Genomic DNA, 20686 nt, shown 5'->3' with positions numbered 1-20686 from the left:
CATGACCCATCCGATCGCGTCCCGCCGCACCTTCCTGAAACTGTCCGCCGCGCTGGCCGGCACCGCGCTGCTGCCCGAAACGGGCGCATTCGCGGCCGGCGGTGACGCCGCGCGCCGCACGGTGATCATCGATACCGACCCGGGGCAGGACGACGCCATCGCGATTCTGTTCGCGCTCGGCGCGCCGGACCGGCTCGACGTGCGCGCGCTGACGGCCGTGGCAGGCAACGTGCCGCTCGATCTGACCGAACGCAATGCGCGGATCGTCCGCGACTGGGCCGGCCGCACGAAGACGCTGCCGGTGTACGCGGGCTGCCCGCGCCCGCTCGTGCGCGACCTCGTGACGGCCGCGAACGTGCACGGCAAGACGGGGCTCGAAGGCGTCGAACTGCACGCACCGCGCGCGCCGCTCGCCGCCGGTCACGCGGTGTCGTACCTCGTCGATACGCTGAGCCGCGCGGCGCCGAACAGCGTGACGCTGTGCGCGCTCGGCCCGCTGACGAACCTCGCGACCGCGCTGGTCGAGGCGCCGCAGATTCGGGGCGCACTGCGCGATATCGTACTGATGGGCGGCGCGTTCTTCGAGCGCGGCAACATCACGCCGGCCGCGGAGTTCAACGTCTACGTCGATCCGCAGGCTGCCGACGTCGTGTTCGGCAGCGGCGTGCCGATCGTCGTGCTGCCGCGCGACGTCGCGGTGAAGGCGCCGATCACGCCGGCGCGCGTCGCGCCGTTCCGCGCGCTCGGCAACCGCTGCGGCGCGATCGTCGCGGACATCATGGAGGCCGAGCTCGCCTACAACAAGAAGCGGCGCGGTGTTGAAGACGCGCCGATGTACGACCCGACGGCCGTCGGCTATCTCGTCGATCCGACGCTGTTCGGCGGCCGCAAGGTGAACGTGGTGGTCGAGACGATCGGGCAATGGACGCTCGGCGAGACGGTCGTCGACTGGAACGGCCGCAGCGGCCGTGCCCCGAATGCCACGTGGATCAACGAAGTCGACGCGGACCGCTTCTACGCGACGCTCGTCGAGCGCATCGCGAAGCTGCCCTGAACGCGGGCGGCCACGCGCGGCGAACGTGGCATCAGATGTGCTTCGCAATCCACTCGCGGCACGCGCGTACGTGCGGTCCGCGATCGTCGGCGGCGAGCGAGATCAGCGAGATCGCTCGCGTGACGCGCGGTTTGTCGACGCGCAGCGCGACGAGTTCGGGATCGTGCAGATGCATCGTGTAGAGGCTCGGCAGCACGGCGGTCGCGAGGCCGTTGCGCGCGAGCGCGTAGAGCGGCTCCGTGTATTCCATCCGGTACGTGACGTTCAGGCGCAGTTTCCCGGCGCCGCCGGTGCGATGCAGCGATTCGCTGACGCTGCCGCGCACGAACACCGCGAGGTCGCGATCGACGAGCTTCGCCCACGTGACGCTTTTCGCGCGGGCGAGCGGATCGTCGTGCCGCACGACGATCACGATTTCGTCCTCGAACAGTTGCTGGTAGCGCAGCGTGCCGTCGTCGCCGTCGGGTTCGCGCACGCCGATACCGAGATCCGCGACGCCGTCGCGCACCGCTTCGACGAGTGCGCTGTTCGGCAAATCGGTGAGCGTGAAGCGCAGCGTCGGGTGCGTGTCGCGCAGTGCGTTGAGCGCGGGCAGCAGGCGGCCCGCGGCCGACGGGATGAACGCGATGCGCACGGTCTGGATACGTTCGCCGATGAGCCGCGTCATGTCGTCGAAGGTGCCGCGTGCCTGGTTGAGCAGGCGTTCGGCGAGCGGCAGCACGGCTTCGCCCGCGGTGGTCAGCGTGAGGCGATGCGCGGTGCGTGCGAACAGGCGGCCGCCGAGCAGGAACTCGATCTGGCGGATGGACGCGGTGAGCGCGGGCTGCGTGAGCGACAGCGCCTGCGCGGCCTGCGTGAAGCTGCGTGCATGGGCGAGCACGACGAAGTGCTGGACCTGCCGCAGCGTGAGCGCGGGGAGCAGCGACGAGCGGTCGGACATCGGGCAATAACGGTCGGGATGCGGTACGCGGCAGTATAAGACCGCGCTGCACGACCCGACACTGGACAATATTCTGAATCACGGGAGAACCACCATGTCAGCGACTGACACGATGCCGGCGCACGCGCCGGCCAACTGGCTCGAGCGGCGCTTCGCGCTCGCCGCGCGGGGCACGAGCGTGCGCACCGAGACGATCGCGGGCGTCACGTCGTTTCTCGCGGCCGCGTACCTGCTCGTCGTGATCCCGTCGCTGCTCGCGACGGGCGGCATGGACCGCGGCGCGGCGACGACCGCGACGATCGTCGTGTTCGTGCTGTTCACCACGCTGATGGGGCTTTACGCGAACCTGCCGTTCCTCGTCGGCCCCGGTATCGGCGGCTCGGTGATCATCGGCGTGACGCTCGCGACGACGGAGCACGTCGGCTGGCAGACGGGCCTCGGCATCGCGTGCGTGTCGGGCGTGCTGTTCTTCCTGCTGACGATACTCGGCGCGCGCGGCGTCGTGGTGCGCCTGATTCCGGTGCAGATCAAGCTCGGGCTCGGCGCGTCGATCGGGCTGTTCGTCACGATGCTCGGGCTGCGCAATGCGGGGATGGTCGTCGCGAACGCGAAGACCAACGCGTTCGCGCTCGGCGACTTCTCGCGGCCGGGCGCGCTCGTTGCGCTGATCGGCCTCGCGGTCGCGATCGTGCTGCAGGCGCGCAAGGTGCCCGGCGCGATCCTGATCGCGATCCTCGTCGCGGCCGCGGCCGGCGTGCCGCTCGGCGTCACGCACCTGCCCGCGTCGTTCATGTCGCTGCCGCACAGCATCGCGCCGATCGCGTTCAAGCTCGATATCGGCAGCGCGTTGAGCCTGGCCGCCGCGCCGTACCTGTTCGCGTTCTTCGCGGCGGAATTCTTCTCGACGCTCGGCACCGCGCTCGCGGTCGGCGCGAAGGCGAACCTGCTCGACGAACAGGGCAACCTGCCGAACATCAACCGGCCGTTCCTCGTCGATTCGCTTGCCGCGACGCTCGGCCCCGTGTTCGGCATTCCGGCGCTGACCGCGCTGATCGAATCGGCGGCGGGTGTCGAAGCCGGCGGCCGCAGCGGGCTGTCGTCGCTGGCCGCGGCCATGCTGTTCGCCGCGATGCTGCTGTTCGTGCCGGTCGCGCTCGCGATCCCCAAGGAGGCCACCGCACCGGCGCTGATCCTGATCGGGCTGTCGATGTTCGCGACGATCCGCCACACGCATTTCGACGACTTCACCGATGCGCTGCCCGTGATGTCGATGGTGCTGCTCACGCTGATGTCGAACAGCTTCGGCACCGGCATTGCCGGCGGGCTGCTGTGCTACGTGCTCGTCAAGCTGCTGGCCGGCCGCTGGCGCGACGTGTCGTGGGGGCTCGTCGTGCTCGCGCTGCCGCTCGGCTATTACTTCTGGACCGTCGTGAAGCCGCACTGAGAGACGGCTTCGCGACGCATCGGCACTACCAAAAAAGAGACTGACATGAAGGGAACACCAGGCAACGTCCCGGCCGCGCGCACGGGCATCGAGATTACGCCCGCCCATCGGGCCTTCTTCCGCGCGTTGCCGAAGGTCGAGCTGCATTGCCATCTGCTCGGCGCGGTGCGGCACGACACGTTCGTCGCGCTGGCCGAACGCAGCGGCGCGCCGATCGAGCGTGCGGAGATCGACGCGTTCTACGCGCGCGGCGAGAAGCCGGTGGGCGTGCTGCACGTGCTGCGCGCGCTCGACAAGTATTTGCTCACACGCCCCGACGACCTGCGGCGGATTGCCTACGAGTATCTGGAAGACGCGGCCGCGCACAACGTCAGGCATGCGGAATTCTTCTGGAATCCGACGGGAACGGTGCGCGTGTCGGGCATCGCGTATGCGGACGCGCAGGCCGCGATCGTGACGGCGATTCGCGACGCCGCGGCCGATTTCGGGATCGGCGCGCGCCTGATTCCGAGCATCGATCGCGAGCAGGACCCCGACGAAGCGGTTGCGATCGTCGAGTGGATGAAGGCGAATCGCGCGGACGAAGTCGCGGGGCTCGGCATCGACTATCGCGAGAACGACCGGCCGCCCGAGCTGTTCTGGAAGGCGTACCGAAACGCACGCACGGCGGGCTTTCGCACGACCGCGCATGCGGGCGAGTTCGGGATGCCGTGGCGCAACGTCGAGACGGCTGTCGATCTATTGCACGTCGATCGCGTCGATCACGGCTATACGATCGTCGACAACCCCGAACTGTGCGCGCGCTACGCGGAACGCGGCATCGTATTCACCGTCGTGCCGACGAATTCGTACTACCTGCGCACGCTGCCGCCGGAGCAATGGGCCGAGCTGCATCCGATGCGCAAGATGCCGGACCTCGGCTTGAAGATCCATCCGAACACCGACGATCCGACGCTGCACAAGGTGAACCCTTCGGAAGCGTGGGAGCTGATGTTCAGCCATTTCGGCTTCACCGTGGCCGAGTTGAAGCAATTCATGCTGAACGGAATCGACGGCGCGTGGGTCGATGACGCGACGAAGGCGGTGTGGCGTGCGGCATGGGCGTCTGAATACGACGCGCTGGCTGCGACGCTCGCGGCGGGCTGAGCGCGTTTTCTGACCAAGCCCGCCCGCATCACGCTCAGCGAAACAACCTCAACCAGTCGAACAGTCCGGAATGCTGCGGCGTGCGCCGCTTCGGCGCCGGCGCGCTACGCGGCCGGAAGTCGGGCGAGAACTGCACGTGCGGATCGATGGCCCGCGCGCGCAGCGCCGCATCGTAGAACGATCCGACGATCGGCAGCGCACTGTGCGCGCCCGCGCCCCAGTAGTCGCTGCGCAGCGTCACGCTGCCGTCGTCGAAGCCGACCCATGCGCCGGCCACCAGTTGCGGATGCATCAGGATGAACCAGCCGTCGGTGTTGTCCTGCGTCGTGCCGGTCTTGCCCGCGACGTCGACGCGGATGCCGTAGCGCGAGCGGATGTCGGCGCCGGTCCCGTAATCGACGACGCCGCGCATCACGTCGACCAGCGTCTGCGCCGCGGCCACCGGCAATGCGCGCTCCGGCGGCGCACTGGCGAATGTGGCGAGCACCTTGCCGTCGCGATCCTCGATGCGTGTGATCGTCTGCGGCGCGACGTACACGCCGCGGTTCGCGATCGTCCCGTACGCGGACACCATTTCCTTCAGCGTGACGGGGCTCGTGCCGAGCGCGAGCGACGGCACCGCGTCGAGCGGGCTGTCGCGCACACCCATCGCGCGGGCGAGCTGCGCGACCTTCGCCGCGCCCTCGTGCTGCATCACCTGCGCGGTGATGCGATTGCGCGACAGCGCCAGCCCGTCGCGCAGCGTCATCGGCTCGCCGGTCGGCGGTTCCGCATCGGTCGGACGCCACACCGTGTGCGCGTCGATCGGGATCGCGACGGGACGGTCGACGAACGTATCGCCCGGCCGCATCCCGTCCGCGAACGCGGCGCCATAGACGAACGGCTTGAACGTCGAGCCCGGCTGACGCCGCGCCTGGATCACGTGATCGAACGGCTCGCTGCCGAAATCGGGGCTGCCGACCCACGCGCGGATCGCGCCGTTGCGCGGATCGATCGCGACGAAGCCGGCCTGTACCTGCGTCTTGCGCTCGCACAGCGTGCGCATGAATGCGCGATTCGCGCCGAGCTGCTTCAGCGCCGGCACATCGGCGAGCCCCGTTTCGCGGGCCTGACGATATTCGGGCGTCTGCCGGATGAAGCCGCGAAACAGGTCGTTGCGCAGCCCGCAGCCGGACGACCCGCGCCATGCGCTGTCGGCGATCGCCTGCAGCCGTTCGGTCTGCCGTGCGAGCGCCTGCGTGGCCATGTCCTGCAGCCGCGCATCGAGCGTCGTGCGCACGACGAGGCCGTCCGAGTAGAGATCGTAGTTGTTGCGGTCGGCCCACGCGATCAGCCACTTGCGCAGTTGCACCGCGAAATGCGGCGCGAGGCCCGGCTGCGCGGACTGCGGTTCGAAGTCGACGCGCAGCGGCCGGCGCTGCAGTTTCGCGAGCTGCGGCGGCGACAGCATGCCCATCTGCGCCATCCGGCCGAGCACGATGTTGCGCCGCTGGACCGCGCGTTCCGGATTCAGCACCGGGTTGTAGTAGCTGTTGCCCTTCAGCATCCCGACGAGCGTCGCGCTTTCCGTGATGTCGAGCTGGTCGGCGGACTTGCCGAAGTAGGTGCGCGCGGCCATTTCGACGCCGTACGCGTTGTACAGGAACGGCACGGTATTCAGGTAGGTTTCGAGAATCTCGTCCTTGCTGTACACCGCTTCGATCTTGAACGCTGTGATCAGCTCCTTCACCTTGCGCGTGAGCGTCGGCGCGCGGCCGACTTCATCGGGATACAGATTGCGCGCGAGCTGCTGCGTGATCGTCGAGCCTCCTTGGCGATCACCGGAGAACGTACGCAGCCCGGCCGCGAGCGTGCGGCGCCAGTCGATGCCGTGATGCTGGTAGAAGCGATGGTCCTCGGTCGCGATCAGCGCGTCGACCATGTGGGGCGAGATCTGCCTGAGCGGCACCCATTCGCGGTTCACGGGCCGGAATTCGGCGATCAGCTGACCGTCGGCCGACAGCACGCGGGCGGGGCGGTCGATGCGCGCCTTGCGGATGTCGCCGATGCTCGGCGTGAACGGAACGAACGCGAGCAGGACCAGCAGGCCGAGCACCGGGATCGCGGCGAGCGTCAGCGCCACGCCGCGACGCGTCGGATGGCGCAGGCGATGCAGCGCGCCGGCGCACAGTGCGCGGACGCGCGTGCGGCACGCGGCGGCGAGCGGCGCGATACGGGCGCGGCAACGGAGCCACGCGTCTCGAAGAAACGGCACGAAGCGATTCACGGCGGCAGGAGCGCGGAGGGAAGACGCGCGATCCTAGCAAACGGAACCTGTGCGCCGGCAGTCGAAACGGCCGTTTACTTGCAGGATTTACAGACGATTACGTTTGTTGCCCGCCGACAACCTTTTGCCATGCGCGAGGCCGCGATTCCACCGACGAAACCACGTCCGCGAGCCGCTGCGCGGCCGCTTCGATCTGCGTACGGCCGAACCCGCCGAAGCCGAGCACGAGCCCCGGGCGCGCCGTGCCGGGCGCGAACATCGGCGACACCGCGCGCACCGCGACACCGGCCCGGGCGGCGCGTGCGACCACGTCGAGATCGTCGATGCCTTGCGCGAGCCACAGCACGACGTGCATCCCCTGGTCGCCCGGCTGCACCCATGCGCGTTCGCGCGGCAGCCGCGCGCCGAGCGTGTCGATCAGCAGCGCGCGCTGTTCCGCATAGACGCCGCGCACGCGGCGGATGTGGCGGTCGAGATGGCCTTCGGCGATGAACGCGGCGAGCACATGCTGATCGGCGGTCGGCGCATGACGATCCATCAGCACGCGCGCGCCGCAGAACGCGGGCACGAGAGCGTCGGGCGCGATCACGTAGCCGAGCCGCAGCGACGGAAACAGGATCTTGCTGAAGGTGCCGAGATAGATCACGCGATCGGGCGCGAGGCCCTGCAGCGACGGGAACGGATAGCCTTCGTAGCGCAACTCGCTGTCGTAGTCGTCCTCGACGACCCATGCGCGGTGCGTGCGCGCCCACGCGAGCAGCGCGTTGCGGCGCGCCATGCTCAGCGGCATGCCGAGCGGGTACTGGTGCGACGGCGTGACGAATGCGGCACGCGCATCGGGCGCGAGACGAACGCCGGCGTCGACGTCGAGGCCGTCGGCGTCGACCGGCACGCGCACCATCGCATCGCGCCGCCCGGTGCTTTCGAGCAGCGCGGTGATGCCGCGGTAGGCCGGATTCTCGACCCACGCGCGGTCGTGTTCGCCGAGCAGCACCTGGCTCGCGAGATGCAGCCCCTGCTGCGTGCCGCTCGTGATCACGACCTGGCCGGCGTCGCAGCGTACCGAGCGCGAGCGGCGCACGTAATCGGCGATCGCCTCGCGCAGCGGCAGCGCGCCTTGCGGATCGGCATAGCCGGACGGCGCGCCGGCGCCGCGGGCGCGCAGGCGATTGCCGAGCCGGCGCCAGATGTCGTCGGGCGCGGTGAGGCCGACGGGCACCGAGATCGCGAACGGCATCGCGGGCAGCGGGCTGAATTCGCGGGCGAGCCGCGCGAAGGTGGCGGCCGGTTCGGGCAGGCCGTCGCGCATCGGGTCCGGGCCTGGCGCCGGCGATTCCGGGCCGTTGCCGGGCGGCGGTTCCGCGAGCGCGTGCGCGACCCGCGTGCCCGCTCCGCCGCGCGATTCGAGAAAGCCTTCGGCGATGAGCTGGGCATAGGCGTCGACGACGGTGCCGCGCGCCACCTGCAGCGACGCCGCCAGCAACCGCGTGGAGGGCAGCATATCGCCCGGCCGGACGTCGCCGCGGCGCACCGCGTCGCGCAGCGCCTGCGCGAGCTGACGGCTCAGGTCGCCGGCCGCGCGGTCGAGCGCGCCGAGCGACGGGATTTCGACGATCCGGGCCGTTCTTGCCATGATTCTGGTCTGCTGAAATTGTTTCAAACCGGCTCTACAGAATAAACCAGTTTCGGCTCACAATCGACGCATGACGGGCCTGCGCCCGCACCCTTTCCCACCCCGCACGACCGTGGAGCCGACATGTACATCCCCGCCGACTACAACGAACCCAACCCCGACGCGATGCGCGAGCTGATCGTGCAGCATCCGTTCGGCAGCCTGATCACGCACGGCGAGCGCGGGCTCGACGCGAACCACATTCCGTTCGAGCTGATGCCCGGCGACGGCGGGCTCGGCGAACTGCACGCGCACGTCGCGCGCGCGAATCCGGTCTGCCAGGACGTCGCGAACGGCGACCAGGTGCTCGTGATCTTCCGCGCCGGCGACGCGTACATCTCGCCGAACTGGTATCCGAGCAAGCAGGCGACGCACCGGGAGGTACCGACATGGAACTACCGGGTCGTGCATGCGCACGGCCGCATCACGGTGTGCGACGACGAGCAATTCGTGCGTGGCGTGGTCGCGCGGCTGACGCGCACGCACGAGGCGTCGCAACCCGTGCCGTGGAAGATGGGCGATGCGCCGAAGGACTATATCGACACGATGCTGCAATCGATCGTCGGGCTGCGGATCGAGATCACGCGGCTCGTCGGCAAGCGCAAGCTCGGGCAGAACAAGGCCGAAGCCGATATCCGCGGCGCCGGCGAAGCGCTGGTCGCGGACGGCCATCTCGCGATCGGGGAGGCGATGCTGGCGGAGGCGGACGCGAAGCGCACTTGAGCACACGAGGACCGCGGCGCGCGGGCGAGCCGCGGGCCCGCGCGCCGCGCTGATCATTGCGTGCGCGTCGAGTCCTTCATCCCTGCCTTTGCCTGCGCGAGCGCTTCCCGAATCGCGGCCTCCGTCTTGTCGTACCCGCCTTCGCCATAACGCGTATAGACGATCTTGCCGTTCGCATCGATCAGGTACAGCGCGGGCCAGTACTGGTTGCCGTACGCGCGCCACGTGTCGTAGCGGTTGTCCTGCGCGACCGGATACCGGATGTCGAAGCGCTTGATCGCATCGGCGACGTTCTTCGCGTCGCGCTCGAACGGATATTCCGGCGTATGCACGCCGACCACGACGAGCCCCTGGTCGCGATACTTTCGATACCAGTCGTTCACGTACGGGATCGTATGAATGCAGTTGATGCACGAGTACGTCCAGAAATCGACGAGCACGACCTTGCCGCGCAACTGCTCGAGCGTCAGCGGCGCGCTGTTGTGCCAGCGCTCGATGCCGGTGAAACCGGGCGCCGCCATGCCGGCCAGCGACGTCTGCATGCCCGCGTCGTCCCGGGTGCCGGCGAACGCGGCGAGCCCGGCCGTGGCGGCGAGGGCGATGACGAGGGCGGCGGTCTTGAGTCGGGGCAGCATGGCGTTCTCCTGAACTTTGAGGGCCGCGGCGCGATGTCGGCGTCCGGGCGGGTTTCGACAGGCCCCATTAGGCGGCGCCGACGTATCTGCGATGTGTCCGGCCGGCCGCGCGTGTGCAATGTTGTGTGTCGTCGCGGCGACGCGATACATTGCGATACAAACGCGTGCCCGCCGTGCGGTATAAAAGCGGACATCGCCCGCCCGGACCCCGATACCGACACCGACTCATGGACAAGATCGACCACGTGCTGATCGTCGACGACGATCGCGCGATCCGCGAACTGATCGCGGACTACCTGGAGAAGAACGGCATGCGCGTGTCGCTGGCCGCGAACGGCCGCGAGATGCGCCACGTGCTCGACGACGGCGCGCCCGACCTGATCGTGCTCGACCTGATGCTGCCCGGCGAGGACGGCCTGACGCTGTGCCGCGACCTGCGCGCGGGCAAGTTCCGCACGGTGCCGGTGCTGATGCTGACCGCCCGAGGCGAGGAAACCGACCGCATCATCGGCCTCGAGATGGGCGCCGACGACTACCTGGCCAAGCCGTTCGCGGTGCGCGAGCTGCTCGCGCGGATCCGTTCGGTGCTGCGCCGCGCGCGCATGCTGCCGCCCGGCATGCAGGTGACGGAAACGGCCGCGATACTCGCGTTCGGCGAATGGCAGCTCGACACGACCGGGCGCCACCTGCTCGACGCCGAAGGCACGCTGGTCGCGCTGAGCGGCGCCGAATACCGGCTGCTGCGCGTGTTCCTCGACAACCCGCAGCGCGTGCTGACGCGCGATCAGTTGCTCAACCTGACGCAAGGGCGGCAGTCCGACCCGTTCGACCGCTCGATCGACCTGCTCGTGAGCCGGCTGCGCCAGCGCCTGCGCGACGGCGCGCGCGAACCGCGCTACATCAAGACACTGCGCAACGAGGGCTATGTGTTCTCGTCGGCCGTGACCGCCATCGACGGTACGCCATGAGCGCGCGCACGCCGTGGCACTGGCCGCGTTCGCTGTTCGCGCGGCTCGCGCTGATCCTGTTCGTGGGGCTCGCGCTCGCGCAGACGCTGTCGTTCTGGCTCACCATGACCGAGCGCGACCAGGCGACCACGAACCTGATGATGGGCTACATCGAGCGCGAGGTCGCGAGCTCGGTCGCGCTGCTCGACCATCTGCCGCCGGCCGAGCGGGCCGCGTGGCTGCCGCGTCTCGCGCGGCGCAGCTATGCGTTCATCCTCGGGCCCGGCCAAACCGGCACGCCGCCGGAAGCGCGGCTGTCGGCGCGCGTCGAGCGCTCGATCTCGGACGGCATCGGCGGCGACTACCCGCTGACCGCGAACTCGATTCCCGGCGACCGCGAACATCTGCAGGTGCATCTGCGGCTGACCGACGGGTCACCGCTGACGATCGACATTCATCCGATGTCGACGGTGCCGCTGTCGGGCTGGCTGCCGGCCGTGCTCGTGGTGCAGCTCGCGGTGCTGGCCGCGTGCTGCTGGCTCGCGGTGCGGCTCGCGACGCGGCCGCTCAAGCAGCTCGCGCAGGCCGCCGACGCGCTCGGCCCCGACCTGAAGGGCGAGCGGCTGAACGAAGACGGGCCGTCTGAAGTCGCGCGCGCCGCGCGGGCCTTCAACGCGATGCAGGACCGCATCGCGCAGTACATGGCCGAGCGCATGCAGATCCTCGCGTCGATCTCGCACGATCTGCAGACGCCGATCACGCGAATGCGGCTGCGCGTCGACGTGATGGACGACGACACGCAGGGCGCGAAGCTGCGCCAGGATCTGCTCGAGATGGAGCATCTGGTGAAGGAGGGCGTCGCGTACGCGCGGACGCTGCACGGCACCGAGGAGGCCGCGCGCCGCATCGATCTCGATGCGCTGCTCGACAGCATCGTGTACGACTACACGGATGCGGGGCAGGACGTCGCGCTGCACAGCCATGCGCCGCTCGCGCTCGTCACGCGGCCGAAGGCGCTGCGCCGCATCGTCGGCAACCTCGTGGACAACGCGCTGAAGTTCGCGGGCGCGGCCGAAATCGACGTGCAGGCGGCGCCGGACGGCGGCGCGGTGATCGCGGTGCTCGACCGCGGCCCCGGCATTCCGGACGATCAGCTCGACGCGGTGTTCGAGCCGTTCCGGCGCGTGGAGACGTCGCGCAATCGCGATACGGGCGGCACGGGGCTCGGCCTCGCGATCGCGCGGCAACTGGCGCTTGCGATGGGCGGCACGCTCACGCTGAACAACCGGCCCGACGGCGGCGGCCTCGAAGCGAGGCTGACGCTGAGGAACGCGGGGTGAAGCGACGCGGCGCGCGAGCGTCGCGGTGTCGGGCGTGTGCCGAAGCGTGCGATGCGTGCGACGTCACACGCGTCTCGGCTGCGCGTCGACGAGCGGTGCGAGTGCGTCAGCAGCGGCCGGTGCGCAGCGCGACGCGCCAGTCGTCGCGCCCGCGCGAGGCCGCAATGGCCGCGGCCGTGTGCCAGTCGTATTCGACCGCATGGAATTCGACGTTCCAGCCGGCGGCGGTGCGCGACACCATCGCGTAGCGCGCATGCGGCGAACCCGTCTCGATCCGGTGCGGATGCGGCAGATCGTCCGTATACGCTTGCAGCCCGACGCTGCCGGGATTGACGATCAGCCGGCCGTCGTCTAGCTTCGCGGCGCGCGGCACGTGCGTGTGGCCGCACAGGATCAGCGAGGCCGTTTCGTTGCCCGCGCGCTGCGCGACCTCGTCGGGCGTGGCCGCGCGGCAGCCGTCGGGCGTGACCGTTTCGAGGAAATAGACGAGGTCGCTGGCCGGCGTGCCGTGCACCATCAGCACGTCGCCGTCGAGCATCAGGCGTTCGGGCAGCGCGGCGATCCACGTGCGGTGGTCGGCGCGCAGCGTGTCGTGCGCCCATCGATCCGACAGCCGCATCGCGTCGCGATCCTCGGTGAGCAACTGCCGTTCGTGATTGCCCTTGACGGTCGGCAGGTCGAGCGCGATCAGGCGGTCGGCCGTTTCGGCCGGATGGAGCGCGCCCGACACGATGTCGCCGAGATTGACGATCACGTCGGCGCCGCGGCGCCGGACGTCGTCGAGCACCGCGTCGAGCGCGGCGAGGTTGCCGTGGATATCGGACAGCGCGGCGATTTTCATGGCGGAGCGTCGATGAGGGGAACGGCGATTGTCGCCAATTCGGCGCGAGCCGTCCAATCGCGTCACGGCGTCGGCACGTGAGGCCGTGGGCGGCGCGTCAGTCGGTCGCGAGCCGTGCGTACATCGCGAAATCGCCCGGCGTGCCGCGCACCATCTTGTACGCGCGCAGCAGCCCTTCGTAGCGGTAGCCGCACTTCTGCAGCACGCGCGCGGAGCCCGCGTTGCCGGTCAGCACGACGGCCTGCATGCGGATGAAGCCCCCTTCGGCGAACGCCCACGCGGTGACGGCTTCGCACACCGCGCTCGCGATGCCGCGCCCCCAGTGCGACGGCGCGAGGTCGTACGCGATCTCCGCCGAGCGGTTCGCGGTGGACACCGTATGCAGCCCGATCGTCCCGGCGAGCGCGCCGGATTCGGTATCGACGATCGCGAGACGCCGGATCGAATCCGGATCGGCCGATTCGATGCTGTCCAACAGCGGCAGCAGATCGCCGGGCGAGCGCAGGTTCCAGCTCGTGTGGCGGAAAACGGCCGGGTTCGACAGGTACGCGTACCACGCGTCGAGGTCCGCGCGTTCGAGTTGCCTGAGCGACAGGCCGGGAAATCCGGAGCAGGGCGGCGCGGCGATTTTCATCGTACCCGGCGCCTACGCGGCACGGCGCCGGTACAGCGCCAGCGAGCCGGCGAGCGCGAGCAGCATCGCCCCGCACGTGCGCTCGAGCCACAGCGCGCCCGAGCGCTTCAGCAGCCGCACCGCACGGGCGCCGAGCAGCGCGTAGCCGAACATCACCGCGCCGTCGAGCAGCGCGAACGTGACCGCGAGCGCGACGTACTGCGGCGCGAGCGGCGCGGCCGGATCGAGGAACTGCGGCAGGAACGCGGAGAAGAACAGATAGCCCTTCGGGTTCGTCACCGCGGTCAGGAAGCTTTTCGCGAAGATCGACGCGTTGCGTCCGGTGCGTCCGGATGCCGTGTCGCCTTGCGCGGCCGCGACGTCGAGCGATCCCTTCGACGTCAGCAACCGGATGCCGACATAGGCGAGGTAGGCGGCGCCGAGCCACTTCACGACCGAGAACCAGAACGCCGACGCCATCAGCAGCGCGCCGAGGCCGAGCGCGACCGCGACGATCAGCACGAAGTCGGACAGCATCGCGCCCGCGAAACCGTAGGCCGCGCGGCGCACGCCGTAGCGCGAGCCGTTGGTCAGCGCGAGCAGCACGGTCGGGCCGGGTGTCGCGATGCCGACGAACGCGACGGCGGAGAAGACCAGCAGGGTCGTTTCATGCATGAAGAAGCTCCCGGTGGAAGGCGCGCAGCCGATTATCGTCCGCGCCGCCCCGCGCTGTACAGGCGCCGCCGCCTCGGCGCCGTCTCCGACTATCGCGATTTTGACAAGAAACTGTTGTCATTATTCCGCTTTGGAACGGAACCGGTTCCAACTACCATACCGGCCGCAGCGGGCACGCCCGCCGCATCGTCGCGCGCGGACGTCGCCGGCCTTGCACCGCCGGCGGATGTCGGCGCCCGCTCGCTACTCGCAAACAGCCAGAACAACGGGTTCACCGCCCGGAGACACGAAACCATGAACAAGCAACTGATCGCAGCCCCGCTGCTGCTCTCGCTCGCGGGTATCGCCGCCGCGCAAAGCTCCGTCACGCTGTACGGCATCGTCGATGCGGGCGTGACCTATCGCAGCAACGAACGGGCCGGCTCGGCGGGCGCGTACACCGGGCATTCGAACGTCGGGCTCACGACCGGCAACCTGTCCGGCAGCCGGTGGGGCATCAAGGGCTCCGAGGATCTCGGCGGCGGGATGCGCGCGCTGTTCGTCCTCGAGAACGGCTTCGACATCACGAACGGCACGTCGGGCCAGGGCGGCCGCCAGTTCGGCCGGCAGGCGTTCGTCGGCGTCGGCAGCGACCGCTACGGCACGATCACGCTCGGCCGCCAGTACACGTCGCTCGACGATTTCGTGAGCCCGGTCGGCCCGTCGTCGTTCATCGGCGGCTTCGGCGCGCACCCGGGCGACATCGACGATCTCGACCAGACCGCACGCGTCGACAGTGCGATCAAGTACACGAGCGCGAACTACTCGGGCTTCACGTTCGGTGCGCTGTACGGCTTCGGCGGCCAGCCGGGGAGCATGAAGCAGCGCAACACGTGGAGCGTCGGCGCCGCGTACGCGGCCGGCCCGCTGCGCGTGGGTGTCGGCTACGAGCGCTCGGACAACAGCAAGACGGGCGCGACCGACCCGACGGCAGGCAAGTGGCGGAGCACCGACGACGGCCTGTTCAATTCGTCGATCAACGAAGGCTATGCGAGCGCGCAGTCGCAGCAGGTGATCGCGACGGGCGCGACGTACAACTTCGGGCCGGCCGTCGTCGGCGTGAACTACAGCAACGTGCAGTATCGCGGCGGCGCGCAGTCGCTGTTCAGCGGCCATGCGACGTTCAACGTCGCGGGCGTGTTCACGCGCTGGAACGTGCAGCCGCAGACGCAGCTGTTCGCGGGCTACAGCTACACGCGCGGCAGCGACGTCGACGGCATCGACAGCCGTGCGCAGTATCACAACGTCACGCTCGGCGCGGTCTACGACCTGTCGAAGCGCACCAGCGTGTACCTGCTCGGCGCGTACCAGCATGCGTCCGGCACGACGCTCGACGCGCTCGGCCGGCCGGTGGCCGCGACCGCGTCGGTGTCGGACAAGGCGAACGGCCATTCGTCCGATTCGCGGTCGCAGGCGATCGTGAGCCTCGGGCTGCGCCAGAAGTTCTGACGCGGCGGCCGTTGCGCGCATGCTCCTGTACCGCCGCTACACTTTTCGAGGCGACGGCATGACGCGAACGCTGTCCGCACTGCCGGTGCGGCGCGGCGACCGTCACGTTGCGCGGCGAGATCGTGTCCGGAACGAATCGGCTCGGCGTGCGCGTCGTGCCGAACAGGCTGCGTGCGCGTGCCTACGGCGGACGATTGCCTGGCGACCTGCAGCCGAGCCGGTACGGCCGGCGCGCGGCTTTCCCCTCCGCATTCCTGCTTTTCCTCCCGCTTTCCCGTCCGTTGCAGGATCACGCATTTCCGATCGCGCCGAATAATTTTTTTCTTTCATTTCGATTTCGATTTGTAATAATAGAAACGATTTCCGGGGAATGAAAAAGCAATGCGGTCGTGGCAGAAAAAATGACGTATTTGCATTGCGTGATCCGGAAGAAAATGCCGGGAAATGCGTCGGAGCTGCACGCTGGAAGGCTGTATGGGCGCGGGTTAGGCGATTTTGCGATCGTTGACGAAAAAGCCCCGGACGGCAAAAGGCGCGGAGTGAATAATTCCGGGGAACGGCGAATGCGAATTTTCCGGAATCACCAATATTTCATGCGCCGCGATTTACAGTGTCGACGATGGTTCGTCTGGGAGCATTATTCATGTCAATGAAACAAATCCGCGCGGCGTTGCTCGGAATGTGCATCGCGATGCTGGCGCCGGCGAGCCACGCGCAGGCGCAATACTCGACCGACTGGCTCGCGAACACGTACGGCACGCTGGCCTCGCACGTCGGCAACGGCGCGCGCTCGATGTGGGTCGCGCCCGAAGGCGTGATCTACACGGCGTCGCGCTGGGACGAGAACGCGGGCGGCGTCGCGATCTACCAGAACGGCCAGCCGCTCGGCACGATCGGCATTCACGACGAATTCCACGGCGGCGCGATCACCGGCAATTCGACGTCGCTGTTCGTCGCGCTCGGCTACAACCGCACGTTCGGCAGCGGCTCGGTGGGCCGCTACAACCGAAGCACGAACCAGCGCGACCTGCGCATTCCGGTCAGCACGTGGACGGGCATCCAGTATGCGGACGTGATCACGGGCCTCGCGACGGCCGGCAACCTGCTGTACGTGAGCGACTTCTACGGTAACCGCGTGCGCGTCTACACGACCGACGGCGTATGGCAGCGCGACATCGGCGTCACGGGCCCGGGCGCGCTGGCGCTCGATGCGGCCGGCAACCTGTGGGTCGCGCGCAAGAGCGCGGGCGTCGTCGCGCAGTTCAGCCCGACCGGTGCGGCGATGAACACGCTCCAGATGGCGGCCGGCGCGCGGCCGGCGTCGCTGTACTTCGATGCGCCGATGGGCCGGTTGATGGTGGGCGACGAAGGGCCCGACATGAACATCAAGGTGTACGGCGGGCTGCCCGGGTTGCCGGTGCAGGTCGGCACGTTCGGCGTGCAGGGCGGCTATCTCGACACGACGACGGGCATCAAGGGGCAGGTCGGCGACAAGCGCTTCACGCGCGTCGCGGCGCTCGGCAAGGATGCGGCCGGCAACCTGTACGTGCTGAACAACGCTTGGGGCGGCGGCTGGGATCTCGGCCGCAACGGCAGCACCGATCTGCATTCGTACAGCCCGGTCGGCACGCTGCAATGGAAGCTGCAGGCGCTGAACTTCGAGGGCGTCGCCGCGCCCGACCCCGCGACCGACGGCGCGTTGTTCTTCAGCGGCAACAACGTGTACACGGGCACCGCGGGCGGCACGTTCGTCGCGAACACGATCGACCCGTTCACCTATCCGAAAGATCCGCGCCTCGACATGAACGACTATCAGCGCGGCCAGCACTTCGGCCAGCTCGTGGCGGTCGGCGGCAACCGGATTCTCGTCGCATCGGGCCAGAACCCGGGCAACTTCAACTTCTATTACTTCAACACCGCGAGCGGCTATATCGCGATTCCGGCCGGCTCGCTGCCCGGCAAGCCGTTCAACACGACGCTGCAGGTGACGGCCGGTTTCGACATCGACGGCAACGGCGACGTGTGGGCCGGGCTGAACGGCTCCAACGTGATCACGCGCTATCCGATGACGGGCTTCGACGCGACCGGCAAGCCGTCATGGGGCAAGCCGGTGACGACGCCCGTGCCGAGCAGCGTGGCGCCCGTCACGCGCATCATCTACCAGGCCGACAGCGACACGATGATCCTCGCGCAGGGCCTCGCGGGCAACTGGGACTGGACGGCGATGAACGGGCACATCGAGGTCTATCGCGGCTGGAAGAACGGCAACACGAGCGCGCCGAACCCGGTGATCAACCTGACGAGCGCGAACCCGAAATCGATCGCGGCGGCCGGGCACTATCTGTTCGTCGGCTACGTGCACACGGTGCCGAACATCGACATATTCGACCTGAACACGGGTGCGCTCGTCACGACGCTGACGAACTCGAATCCGTCGGCGATGGACGTCGGCAACGACGTCGACTCGATGTACGGCGTGCGCGCGTACCTGCGCTCGAACGGCGAGTACGTGATCACGAAGGACAACTACAACGGGTCGAGCATCGTCGTGTACCGCTGGCGTCCGTGATCGCGCGGGCCCGTCAGAACGATACCGTCGTCGTCAGCGTGACGAGCCGCGGCTCGCCGACCGCGACGATCAGGTTGCTGTTGCTCGACGGATAGTAGGTCTTGTCGAGCAGGTTCTTCACGTTGAGCTGGAAGCGGGTCGGAAACTTGCCGATCGTCGTTTCGTAGGCCGCGAATGCGTCGACGGTCACGTAGCCGGGCAGCGTGAAGCTGTTCGCGGTGTCGCCGGAGCGGGCGCCGACGAGACGTGCGCCGCCGCCGAAGCGCCAGCGCCCGGGCAAGTTCGCGATGGCCGTGTCGTATACCGCGAACAGGCTGCCGGTGTGGCGCGCGACGTTGACGAGCGGCGTGTTGCTGTCGCGATCGTTCGCGTTCGTGTACGCGTAGCTGCCGATCACGCTCAGGTGGCGCGTAATCTGCCCCGCGACGTCGAGCTCGATCCCGCGCGAGCGCGCGGTGCCGATCGTCGACGTGATGTCGCCGACCGTGACCGCCACGTTGCGCTTGTCGATCTGATACACGGCGAGCGTGCCGGTGATCGCGGGCTTCAGGCTGAACTTCAGCCCGGCCTCGAGCACGCGCCCGTATTCCGGCGCGAGCGGCGCGGCAACGTTCGACGCGACGTTCGGCTTGAACGAGCGGCTCACGTTCGCGTAGGCGGTGAGCGCCGGCGTCAATGCATACGCGAGCCCGAACTGCGGCAGCCAGACGCTGCCGCGCGAGCGGTCGGCGAACACGAACGGCCGGCCCATCCCCGACTCCTGCTGCCAGTTTTCCCACCGCAGGCCGCCGACCGCGGTGAGGCGTTCGGTGATCTTCACCGAGTCCTGCACGATCGTCGAATACGCATGCACGACCGAGCGCGAATCGCTCTGCTTCGCGTTGGGTACGCCGCCCGGCGCGAGCAGGCCGTACACGGGATCGTAAAGATCGAAGCCCGTCGTCGCCTTGCCGCGGATCGTGTCGCCGCGGAAGCTGCGCTGCCGCTCGTATTCGCCGCCGACGTAGATCGCGTGTTGCATGCCCGCGAGCGTGACGTTGCCAAGCAGGCCGAGCGTCGCGATCTGGTCGGAGTCGTTGCGCCCGAGGTTCGCATCGGACGAGCGCGTCAGCGCGCCGGTCCTGCTGTTGAACGCGGTGGCGCGGGTGAGGTATTGATCGTAGCGATCGCGGCCCCAGCCGTAAGTTGCGCGCACGCGCCATGCATCGGAGAAGCGGTGTTCGATACGTGTACGCAGCGTTTCCTGGATGCCGCTGCTTTGCGACCACGCTTCCTCGTAGCGGCGATAGCGCAGCGCATCGTCGAGCTGGCCGTTCACGAGCACGGTGCCGCGGTCGAACGGCATCGTGTAATCGACGTACTGGTAGCTGACGTCGATCGACGTGTTCGCGTCGTGCCACGACAGCGCGGGCGCGATCAATGCGTTGCGCTCGCGGCCGAAGCTGCGCCAGTAGCGGCTCGTGTCGTATTCGCCGGTCAGCCGGAATGCGAGCGTGCCGCCCGCGATCTGGCCAGGCTTGCCGAGCGGGCCCGTGAGATCGAACTGTGCGCTGCTGCCGCCGTGGTTCGTGCGCGACGCGGAGATCGAGCCGCCGAACGTGTCTTCCGGCTTGCGCGTGACGAGGTTGATCACGCCGCCCGGGTCCTGCATCCCGTACAGCAGCGAAGCGGGGCCCTTCAGCACTTCGACGCGGTCGATCGTCGCGAGATAGCTGTGCAGCACCGGCGTGCGCACGCCGTCGACCAGCACCGAGCCGTCGTTGTTCGACCCGAAGCCGCGCTTGATGAACGCGTCGCGCGTACCGCCGAGCGTGTTGGTCTGCGTGACGCCGCTGATGTTGCCGAGCACGTCGTCGAGCGAGCGCGCCTGCTGGTCCTGCATCACGCTGCTGCTGACCACCGCGACCGATTGCGGAATCTCCTTCAGCGCCCGGTCGTCGCCGCCCGCGATGCTCGTCGTGCGCGGCTGATAGCCGATCGTCGGGTCGACGGCGGCCGATGCATTGACGCTGATCGCCGGGAGTTCGTGTTCGGCGGCGGTCGCAGGTGCGGGTGCAACGGGTTCGGTGCCGGCCGCATGCGCGCCGCTCGCGACGCACAGGGTGAGCAGGGCAGGCAGGCGCGTGCGCCACGGACGCGCGGCCCGGGCGCGGCAGGACATTCGACGGGATGGCATGAATCGATGCGGGAAGAGGAATGCTAAGGATCGCGGCGCGGGCCGCGACATTGCGTTGCGTACAGGACGCGCATGATATATGTAATGAGAACCATTTGCAATTGTAATGGGACGGCAGGACGATGCTCGGCCCTCGGTTGCCGGCCTGTCGGCCGTC

Annotated in this window: 16 protein-coding genes and 1 pseudogene; 9 read left to right on the top strand and 8 right to left on the bottom strand. The window is 68.6% G+C overall.

The features are described 5' to 3' along the window. The first annotated feature begins 1 nt into the window (after window position 1). Window positions 2-1054, top strand: coding sequence for a nucleoside hydrolase (locus tag QZM15_RS26220; RefSeq protein WP_124863229.1), 1053 nt, complete (start codon window positions 2-4; stop codon window positions 1052-1054). A gap of 31 nt (window positions 1055-1085) precedes the next feature. Here the strand turns inward: QZM15_RS26220 and QZM15_RS26215 are convergent, their stop codons facing one another. Next, window positions 1086-1994 (bottom strand): LysR family transcriptional regulator, encoded by a 909-nt coding sequence (locus tag QZM15_RS26215; RefSeq protein ID WP_302107545.1) that lies wholly within the window; start codon window positions 1992-1994, stop codon window positions 1086-1088. Window positions 1995-2088: 94 nt separating this feature from the next. Between QZM15_RS26215 and QZM15_RS26210 the strand changes: the two genes are divergently transcribed. Next, complete coding sequence (locus tag QZM15_RS26210) at window positions 2089-3438, top strand: NCS2 family permease (protein ID WP_302107544.1); 1350 nt, start codon at window positions 2089-2091, stop codon at window positions 3436-3438. A 45-nt stretch (window positions 3439-3483) separates the two neighbouring features. Continuing rightward, window positions 3484-4584 (top strand): adenosine deaminase, encoded by a 1101-nt coding sequence (gene add / locus QZM15_RS26205; protein ID WP_302107543.1) that lies wholly within the window; start codon window positions 3484-3486, stop codon window positions 4582-4584. Between the two features lie 34 nt (window positions 4585-4618). Here add and QZM15_RS26200 read toward each other — a convergent pair whose 3' ends face one another. Next, complete coding sequence (locus tag QZM15_RS26200; RefSeq protein ID WP_302107542.1) at window positions 4619-6850, bottom strand: penicillin-binding protein 1A; 2232 nt, start codon at window positions 6848-6850, stop codon at window positions 4619-4621. Window positions 6851-6947: 97 nt separating this feature from the next. Continuing rightward, the gene (locus QZM15_RS26195; protein WP_302107541.1) at window positions 6948-8483 is read right to left on the bottom strand and encodes a PLP-dependent aminotransferase family protein; all 1536 of its coding nucleotides are present in this window, start codon (window positions 8481-8483) and stop codon (window positions 6948-6950) included. A 123-nt stretch (window positions 8484-8606) separates the two neighbouring features. On the opposite strand from QZM15_RS26195, the gene QZM15_RS26190 reads away from it, so the two are divergent. Continuing rightward, window positions 8607-9245: an FMN-binding negative transcriptional regulator gene (locus QZM15_RS26190; protein ID WP_302107540.1), complete on the top strand. Its 639-nt coding sequence runs from the start codon at window positions 8607-8609 to the stop codon at window positions 9243-9245. A 53-nt stretch (window positions 9246-9298) separates the two neighbouring features. Here the strand turns inward: QZM15_RS26190 and QZM15_RS26185 are convergent, their stop codons facing one another. Then, window positions 9299-9880 carry a thioredoxin family protein gene (locus QZM15_RS26185; protein WP_104012507.1) on the bottom strand — a complete coding sequence of 194 codons (582 nt, stop codon included), beginning with the start codon at window positions 9878-9880 and terminating at the stop codon, window positions 9299-9301. Window positions 9881-10107: 227 nt separating this feature from the next. Here QZM15_RS26185 and QZM15_RS26180 point away from each other — a divergent pair, with 227 nt between their 5' ends. Both QZM15_RS26180 and QZM15_RS26175 read left to right on the top strand, forming a co-directional pair. Beyond that, the gene (locus QZM15_RS26180) at window positions 10108-10848 is read left to right on the top strand and encodes a response regulator (RefSeq protein ID WP_059575507.1); all 741 of its coding nucleotides are present in this window, start codon (window positions 10108-10110) and stop codon (window positions 10846-10848) included. Continuing rightward, complete coding sequence (locus tag QZM15_RS26175) at window positions 10845-12167, top strand: ATP-binding protein (RefSeq protein ID WP_059575505.1); 1323 nt, start codon at window positions 10845-10847, stop codon at window positions 12165-12167. The genes QZM15_RS26180 and QZM15_RS26175 overlap by 4 nt, the downstream gene beginning before the upstream one ends. A gap of 106 nt (window positions 12168-12273) precedes the next feature. Here QZM15_RS26175 and QZM15_RS26170 read toward each other — a convergent pair whose 3' ends face one another. From QZM15_RS26170 to QZM15_RS26160, 3 genes are all read right to left on the bottom strand, one after another. Then, complete coding sequence (locus QZM15_RS26170) at window positions 12274-13008, bottom strand: metallophosphoesterase (protein WP_059575503.1); 735 nt, start codon at window positions 13006-13008, stop codon at window positions 12274-12276. A gap of 97 nt (window positions 13009-13105) precedes the next feature. After that, window positions 13106-13642 carry a GNAT family N-acetyltransferase gene (locus QZM15_RS26165; protein WP_059575501.1) on the bottom strand — a complete coding sequence of 179 codons (537 nt, stop codon included), beginning with the start codon at window positions 13640-13642 and terminating at the stop codon, window positions 13106-13108. Between the two features lie 12 nt (window positions 13643-13654). Then, window positions 13655-14296 (bottom strand): LysE family translocator, encoded by a 642-nt coding sequence (locus QZM15_RS26160; protein ID WP_302107539.1) that lies wholly within the window; start codon window positions 14294-14296, stop codon window positions 13655-13657. 294 nt (window positions 14297-14590) lie between these two features. Between QZM15_RS26160 and QZM15_RS26155 the strand changes: the two genes are divergently transcribed. The 3 genes and pseudogenes from QZM15_RS26155 to QZM15_RS26145 all read left to right on the top strand — a co-directional run bounded on the left by QZM15_RS26155 (window position 14591) and on the right by QZM15_RS26145 (window position 18353). Further along, the gene (locus tag QZM15_RS26155; protein WP_124863247.1) at window positions 14591-15784 is read left to right on the top strand and encodes a porin; all 1194 of its coding nucleotides are present in this window, start codon (window positions 14591-14593) and stop codon (window positions 15782-15784) included. 113 nt (window positions 15785-15897) lie between these two features. Beyond that, a pseudogene (locus QZM15_RS26150) lies at window positions 15898-16008 on the top strand (aldehyde-activating protein); the annotation flags it as partial. Between the two features lie 419 nt (window positions 16009-16427). Next, entirely contained in the window at window positions 16428-18353 is a 1926-nt protein-coding gene (locus tag QZM15_RS26145; protein ID WP_302107538.1) for an SMP-30/gluconolaconase/LRE-like region family protein, read from the top strand. 13 nt (window positions 18354-18366) lie between these two features. On the opposite strand, the gene QZM15_RS26140 is transcribed toward QZM15_RS26145, so the two are convergent. Continuing rightward, window positions 18367-20529, bottom strand: coding sequence for a TonB-dependent siderophore receptor (locus tag QZM15_RS26140; RefSeq protein ID WP_302107537.1), 2163 nt, complete (start codon window positions 20527-20529; stop codon window positions 18367-18369). Between the last annotated feature and the right edge of the window lie 157 nt (window positions 20530-20686).

This window comes from Burkholderia sp. AU44665 (assembly GCF_030504405.1).
Lineage (GTDB): Bacteria > Pseudomonadota > Gammaproteobacteria > Burkholderiales > Burkholderiaceae > Burkholderia > Burkholderia semiarida.
This window is presented reverse-complemented; position numbering and strand designations above follow the sequence as displayed.